This window comes from Glaciimonas sp. Gout2, from assembly GCF_035018905.1.
Taxonomy (GTDB): Bacteria; Pseudomonadota; Gammaproteobacteria; order Burkholderiales; family Burkholderiaceae_D; genus Glaciimonas.
This window is the reverse complement of sequence record NZ_JASJXA010000082.1, coordinates 1-6,721: the sequence shown is the minus strand read 5'-3', so window position 1 is coordinate 6,721 and position 6,721 is coordinate 1. Positions and strand designations below refer to the sequence as shown.

Sequence of the window (6,721 nt, the reverse complement as noted above, 5' to 3'; positions counted from 1 at the left end):
CATGTACAACAATCAGAATCAAAAAAATGAACACCATCACTTTTTGGATAATCATGAACATATTTCGTAACTTCGGATTTTGCCACGGAACGATCAATTTCCGCATAAAGTTTTTTAATTATTCGATGTAATCGGCATATTGTGTATCCGTTTGCCGAATCACAATCAACGCTTTCAGGCTGTTGAGTCAATACGCCACCTACCTTACTTTTAACTTCGCCGGGCTCGATACCTACGCTATTTTGCACCTAAGCTGTTTCATCAAGAAAAATTTTCAAGCGTTCAATAAACCATTCTCTGTCAGGTCCTGGAGGTGACGCAGCGGGATGGTCAGCCGACATAGCCAGCTTCATGGCGCCTTCAGGTATGCCCTCAACTTGCAACATAACAAGGGCACCAGTAGCAAGGTCGCGTTCAATCATGTGCAACGGCATGCTTCCCCAACCGATACCGTTTAGAAGAAAGGCATGCTTCGCTCACAGGTCGGCCGGACGCCAGGTCTGCGGAGACATCACACCGTAGTCTTGCCCCGTCATTAAAACCGATCGGTCCCTGAGAACGAGTTGAAATGAACGCACGCGATGTCACGTCGGAAGAGTTAGGCGGTGTAGAGTCCACCGACATCGTGGACCTTTCACTACCCGGCGCAAAGGTAGTTAAAGCCTTCAACCAACTACCCGCTGCAGTCCTGACAAGCAACCCGTCTCAACATGAAGGCCGTCGCGTTGTGTTCGTCGCGAGCAACGACGACGACGCTAGCATCACTGTCGCAGGTTTAGCCGAGCAGTTTGGTTTTGCACCTATTTTGCTCGGCAAGATCGCAGAAGGTGGCCTTCTTCTTCGGTTGACCGGACCACTCATGCTTAAAAATTTGATCAAACTGGGTTGATTAACAATTGGGACCTATGCGGTGGCACGGAGGCAATTTGGCTCCGTCATCGCTACAAGCAAAAGTTGCGGACATGGTGGACCTGTCGGCGCTAGAAAATAACTCTAACAACCATTATAGAATTTGTTTCAGCGCCTTCTGCGCCTGGAGTCTGGCGAGCGATTCGTTGATATCGCCTTGTGCGATTTTCAACCAGCGTTCGCAGGCGTTAAGTTCGGTGCGGTAGGTGTGCGCCAGCGCCGCACCCAATGTGCCTTGAGCGATAACATCGAGTGCTTTATCAACGATTAGTCGGGGGTTAGGCTGGCTGACCTCACATTGGTAGGCGACATGCCGCTGAAGATGCGCGCGAATTAAGTGGAAAGCCTCACGAGAAAGTTGCCGGGCGCGCTGATCAATCGCCTTATCGACCAAGGTTGGCCTAGCGATACTTGGTGTAGCCATTCCAGTGAGCAAAAGCGCATTTACATCGATAGTGTCTGGACGTTTTTGCCCCTTTTGGGGTTGACCTTGCTTACGCAGGATGGGCAAGACATCGTGCGTTACCCATCGCTTGAACGCCTTGGCCAGATTGTGACGACTGCGCATGATCAAGCTGTAAAGACCTGACTCGGTGATGAGTGTGGTTTCTTGAGGGCGGCCCATGGCATCATTGGCGATGATGTTATCAACTTCGTACAAATCGAGACGGGACAAGGCTTGGGGCGCGTCAGTAACGTGCAACACCGCACAGACATCGCTGGCGAAGAACCAGAATTGATCGTTCTTTTCGATAGTCCGCACGGTATGGTAGCCGAAGGTAAAGGTGGCAGGCAGGACGGATGATTGGTAAACGGTAGACACTATATTCTCCTTAATTGCACAACGCCACGATTAACGGGGTGGCACGCCGGCTCTTAAGGTGGGTTTAACACCATTGCTAAAGAATAAGCGTTGAAACAATTTCCGTCAAGCAATAAGTCAATCTCAAAGGCGGAATACGTCCATAGGTAGTTTGTATGAAAATCACCGCAGAGCTAATGAATCTGAGCCAAACATGCTCACACGCAAATCTCAGAGAGATTCGGGGGTCCATATATTCGTACCTGCGTAATCCTGCCCCGTTCGTGCTCCATCAAGAATGCCATACCGCCTGACGCTTATCCAAAAAGGCGTCGATCCCTTCTGCCGCATCAGGCTCCATGATGTTACGCGCCATGACTTCGCTGGCGCAATCGTAGGCATCGCCGAGCGCCATTTGCCTTTGCTTGTAGAACATCATTTTGCCGTAGCGCACCGCTGTCGGGCTTTTGCTGACGATCACGGCTACCTTGCGCGCTACTGCCTCGTCCAAGGCATCCTCTGGAACGGCTTCGTTGATTAGTCCCCAATCCGCGGCGGTGGCGGCGTCGATAAAGCGTCCTGTGAACAGCATGTCGAATGCGCGTTTGGTCGATATATTGCGCGACAAGGCGACGGCCGGTGTTGCGCAGAATAAGCCGACATTGATGCCGGATACCGCAAACCGCGCTGACTCTGAGGCGATCGCCAAATCGCAGCTGGCAACTAATTGACATCCCGCCGCCGTGGCAATGCCTTGCACCCGCGCGATAACCGGTATCGGCAGCGCCTGAATGCTCATCATCAGGCGGCTACAACGTGCAAACAGCGCCTGGTAATAAGTGAGGTGATAATTACTTCTCATTTCGCGTAAGTCATGCCCTGCACAGAAGGCTTTTCCAGCAGCGCACAAGACGACACAACGCACGCTGGAATCGATGGCAATGGCATCAAATGCCGTTTGCAATGCATCAAGCGCGTTCTCGGACAACGCGTTCATTTGCAGGGGCCGGTTCATGCGAAGTGTCGCGACACCATCGCGGTCTTCTCTGATTAGTATTGCGTCGGACGGTTGGCTGTATTGATACATTTAAGCGCTCCTGAAGTGCTAATTATATTTTTACTCAGCAGCAATAAAGTTGACGATGCTGTCGTTAAGCTGATCCTACCTACAATTTATTGAAGAGGCTTGGCTTTGTTGTCGCCAAAACCAGAATATGATCCTTAATCGTTGCAGCATTTATGCGTCTTAAAATCTTACTTTACATCTCTTTCACTACACCTGATTTTAGTGAATAATGTCTGAATCAATAGTCGGACAAAAAAGTTAATGATTCACATTGATTAACTTATTTCTTCGGAACACGATCAAATAATGAAAATTATAAAGAGCAATGCAATGATTTCCAGGAAAAGTAAAGAAGAGCACAATTTTGCGGTCCGTCTTATGCAGCATCTGGTTGTACCTACCTTTGTTCTAGATCCACAATGCAAAGTGGTCATTTGGAATATGGCTTGTGAGCGCCTCACCGGCATCCCCGCTTCTGAAATGATTGGCACATCAGACCATTGGCGCGGATTCTATTCCACACCGCGCCCTTGTCTTGCCGATCTCATCATTCATGAGCGGACAAGAGATGTAAATGACCTTTACGTATGGAATAAAAATATTGAAAAAGTACCTAACGGGCTTTATGCAGAGAACTGGTGCGTGATGCCGCAACTCGGCACCAGACGTTATCTCGCTATCGATGCCGGACCGATCTATGATGAAACTGGACACCTGATTTCTGTCGTTGAAACGTTACGTGACATAACGCTTCAAAAGGAAGCGCAAAGTGCTTTGCAAGATTTGGCATCCAAAGACGGTCTGACTGGCATTGCTAACCGGCGTTGTTTCGACGAAACGTTAGAAGCCGAATGGCATCGTGCCATCCGAAAATCTCACCCGCTGACGTTATTGATGGTTGATGTAGATCACTTTAAAGACTACAACGACCGCTATGGACATCAGGCTGGTGATGCATGTCTTAAGCGCATCGCCGCTGCCATGGCCAACACTCCGCTACGCGCCTATGATCTGGTTGCGCGCTATGGCGGCGAAGAATTCGCGGTGATCCTGCCAGAAGTAACTTTTGAGGGGGCGCAAGCCGTCGCAGAGCGTATTCGGGCAGTGATCGCACAACTCGGGATTCTTGATTCGGCCTCTACCGGCGGTGTAGTGACGATCAGCATTGGTGCTGCAACAGTCAACGCTGTCAGCGCTGAGACCGGCAGCAACAAGTCTTCACAACTTGTTGCTGCTGCTGATGCCGCCCTGTATCAAGCCAAGCATGCAGGGCGCAATCGGGTTATTGCAGTCCAGGTGGATGCGGCGACATGTCAGCAGATTCTAGTCAGCGTCGATCCCAACTCTTAACGCTAAAGTCAATATTTGCTGACGAAAGAAATCGTTGCCTTTGAGTGCGCCGCCGATGCGCTTTCCGGCCAACGCAGAAGCAACCCGATCTCCAAACAGCACAACCGCCTGATCACGATCGCGTTGACGAGACATCCAGCGCATACCGTCAACGTGCGGGAATTGTTGGTGGATCGCTTCTGCCCATCTCGCAGTTCTCCAGTAGTCGAATGGTGCGCTGTTGATCAACTCAGCCTTAGGTACTTTGAGCCGGTGCAATCCATCGGTTGTTAAATCGACTAGTTGCAGATCACGTTGCGGTGTGATCTCGCCGTATCCGCGCATGGCAAAACCATCCAGATCCACAAATTTATCTTCCGCATCGATGGAGATATTGTGGAAGACCGTCTCGAAAATAGCGCATTCCAGCGACGAGCCGCCGTACAAATAAGGCACAACATTTCCAGCAAGCCCTTTGATGGGTGCAAATCGGGTTGGATTGCGCAAGACACCTTTGGCATCTATTCCCGGATTGAAACTCTCTGGCGTAAAAGCAACGTCGTGCACTACGTGGATTATCTGTCCTGCGGGCCAGATTTCGATCAATGGATCGAGCGATACCCCGGGCGCACGGCACGTCAAGCGGCGTTCCCGGCGGTTTCCCGTTTGGCAGCATCCAATATCGCGTCTGGATTAGCCTCTAGCAAATCAACCGGCCGGGCTTGATTGGGCAGCCAACCATTATTTGACGCGAACCAGAATGCCACCTTCCAAGGAGATTTTTTGTCATCAAATACTTCTAAAACCGGTTGAATCGCTTTGATCGGCTTGTAATCTTCAAACTGAAAGAGCGGGAAAACTTCACGCGTTTTTCCTGTATCGTCGCGATGACTGACAGAAAATACCTGGTGACGTTTCTTCCAGTTATCTGCTAAGGCACTGCGATTTGCAGAACGGGAGTTATTTTTTTCAGCCAGATCTTCCGCAGTCATATAGCCAAATTCATTGAGAATACGCGCACGACGGGTCGCCAGTCGAAGCGCCATCTGGGTATCGACAGCAGACGGCGATACCAGTTGGCCGGTCATGAACTCCACCAGATCCTCCAGCTTTTTTTCGCGCACTTTCCCTGTTTTTTCGACCAGCAGTTGATCAAGAAAAGGGAGTAAGGTTTCCAATACGCGTGACGCTTGGTCACTGTTGACGCCGATTAAATACGCGTGTGTCGATTGGCTATCCGGCACGGCGTGGCGTGCCTCTTTCTGATTCGGCGGCCAGGACTGGAACGTCAGAACGTTGCCTGGTGTGACTTCCTGGTGGCGTATTTTGGTCATAAAGCACCCATTGATGATTTTGATTGTATTTTACTATACCCAATCAAAATCATCAAATATGAGGTACTGAGTCGACGCATACGGGCCACACTATCGCTATTCGGCATACCATTACATACGGGCTAAGACTGCAAACATTGCCCTATTATTGAATTGTTCGCGTATTCATTATTGACCGTACCGTCCAACCACACTCTGCCCTACAAACGTATGGCCTTTGAGTGCTGCGAGCAGTTCATCCCGATTAAGTCCTTTCGGCAAACTCATCGGTGCGAGATCGGACGCAATCACTGTCAACACATAATGGTGAGGGATATCGCCCGCTGGAGGGCAAGCGCCACGATAGGCTTGCGCGCCAGATATGTTTTTGCCAACGGTTACATCGGGGCCATCAACCTGTCCGTCACCCTGCTTTAATTGCCCTGCTTCGCTGGCAATATTGTAGGCAACCCAATGGGACACCCCAAGGCCCTTATTTCCATCAGGATCGAATAATAAAATAGCCACAGTTTTAGTGCCTGCCGGAAGATTTGACCATGAAACCTGCGGCGACACGCCTTTTCCACCACAACCAGCGGCGTCACCAGCATACATTGCGGGCATGACGCCGCCGTCAGAAAACGCAGTGGAAGTGACTTTCATCCCTTCTGCATAAGCAAATCCGACCGACAGCGACAACATTGCAGCTAATACTGCGGCTGTGAAAATCCTTAAAGATGTCATATGAGCCCTCGAATGGTTGTTGGTTGTTGGTTGGCGTTGATAACGACTGACTTAAAAAGTTACTTCGGCACGGAAAAAAGCGAATTCATAACATATATTGGAATCGATACGATTGATGCAATGTAATTATTACTTAATGCATTTTGAATGGCTTTACGACTATTTGCAAAATACCAATCAATAATCATAACGCCAAACACATCTTTTGAAGCGAAAACGGTGTTAGTCAAGTTCTACTTGATGTTGTTTTATTGCAAAAAAATGCCCCGGATTTGAAGCAGCGCATGATGACACCTACTGCGCGATGTACGATCTTCAATAGGCACTGCAGAGCACAGATCGAATCATGGCTTGCGAACTAACTGTAAAAAAGACTATTTAAATCATATATTTATATCAATAAAATACATCAATACATGCACATTTTAGAAGCTGAAACAAATGGGGAGTGAATATAATCGGTTTCAACGAGCGTTATTTATGAATCATATAAACTTTAAAATTCATATACTTACATCAAATACCTCTACTCATACTTTACTTATAATTATCAGTCAT

9 protein-coding genes are annotated in these 6,721 nt (G+C 48.8%); 2 read left to right on the top strand and 7 right to left on the bottom strand.

The window, feature by feature from the left end; translation table 11 throughout:
* Together QN379_RS22770 and QN379_RS22765 are read right to left on the bottom strand one after the other, a co-directional pair.
* Positions 1-248: hypothetical protein (locus QN379_RS22770; RefSeq protein WP_323507703.1), on the bottom strand; the 248-nt coding region annotated here is incomplete at its 3' end.
* Positions 249-422, bottom strand: coding sequence for a hypothetical protein (locus tag QN379_RS22765; protein WP_323507702.1), 174 nt, complete (start codon positions 420-422; stop codon positions 249-251).
* Between the two features lie 146 nt (positions 423-568).
* Here QN379_RS22765 and QN379_RS22760 point away from each other — a divergent pair, with 146 nt between their 5' ends.
* Entirely contained in the window at positions 569-889 is a 321-nt protein-coding gene (locus QN379_RS22760; RefSeq protein WP_323507701.1) for a hypothetical protein, read from the top strand.
* 114 nt (positions 890-1,003) lie between these two features.
* Here the strand turns inward: QN379_RS22760 and QN379_RS22755 are convergent, their stop codons facing one another.
* Positions 1,004-1,732 carry a Bro-N domain-containing protein gene (locus tag QN379_RS22755; protein WP_323507700.1) on the bottom strand — a complete coding sequence of 243 codons (729 nt, stop codon included), beginning with the start codon at positions 1,730-1,732 and terminating at the stop codon, positions 1,004-1,006.
* Between the two features lie 271 nt (positions 1,733-2,003).
* A complete protein-coding gene (locus QN379_RS22750; RefSeq protein WP_323507699.1) occupies positions 2,004-2,798 on the bottom strand; it encodes an enoyl-CoA hydratase in 795 nt (264 codons plus the stop codon).
* Between the two features lie 285 nt (positions 2,799-3,083).
* Between QN379_RS22750 and QN379_RS22745 the strand changes: the two genes are divergently transcribed.
* Positions 3,084-4,127 carry a diguanylate cyclase gene (locus QN379_RS22745; RefSeq protein WP_322238611.1) on the top strand — a complete coding sequence of 348 codons (1,044 nt, stop codon included), beginning with the start codon at positions 3,084-3,086 and terminating at the stop codon, positions 4,125-4,127.
* Here QN379_RS22745 and QN379_RS22740 read toward each other — a convergent pair.
* The 3 genes from QN379_RS22740 to QN379_RS22730 all read right to left on the bottom strand — a co-directional run bounded on the left by QN379_RS22740 (position 4,101) and on the right by QN379_RS22730 (position 6,163).
* Positions 4,101-4,748, bottom strand: a complete 648-nt coding sequence (locus QN379_RS22740; protein WP_323507698.1) for an RES family NAD+ phosphorylase — start codon at positions 4,746-4,748, stop codon at positions 4,101-4,103. The two genes, QN379_RS22745 and QN379_RS22740, sit on opposite strands and share 27 nt — an antisense overlap.
* Positions 4,745-5,440 (bottom strand): hypothetical protein, encoded by a 696-nt coding sequence (locus tag QN379_RS22735; RefSeq protein ID WP_322238609.1) that lies wholly within the window; start codon positions 5,438-5,440, stop codon positions 4,745-4,747. The genes QN379_RS22740 and QN379_RS22735 overlap by 4 nt, the downstream gene beginning before the upstream one ends.
* Positions 5,441-5,608: 168 nt before the next feature.
* Positions 5,609-6,163 carry a YbhB/YbcL family Raf kinase inhibitor-like protein gene (locus QN379_RS22730; protein ID WP_322238608.1) on the bottom strand — a complete coding sequence of 185 codons (555 nt, stop codon included), beginning with the start codon at positions 6,161-6,163 and terminating at the stop codon, positions 5,609-5,611.
* Positions 6,164-6,721: the final 558 nt, after the last annotated feature.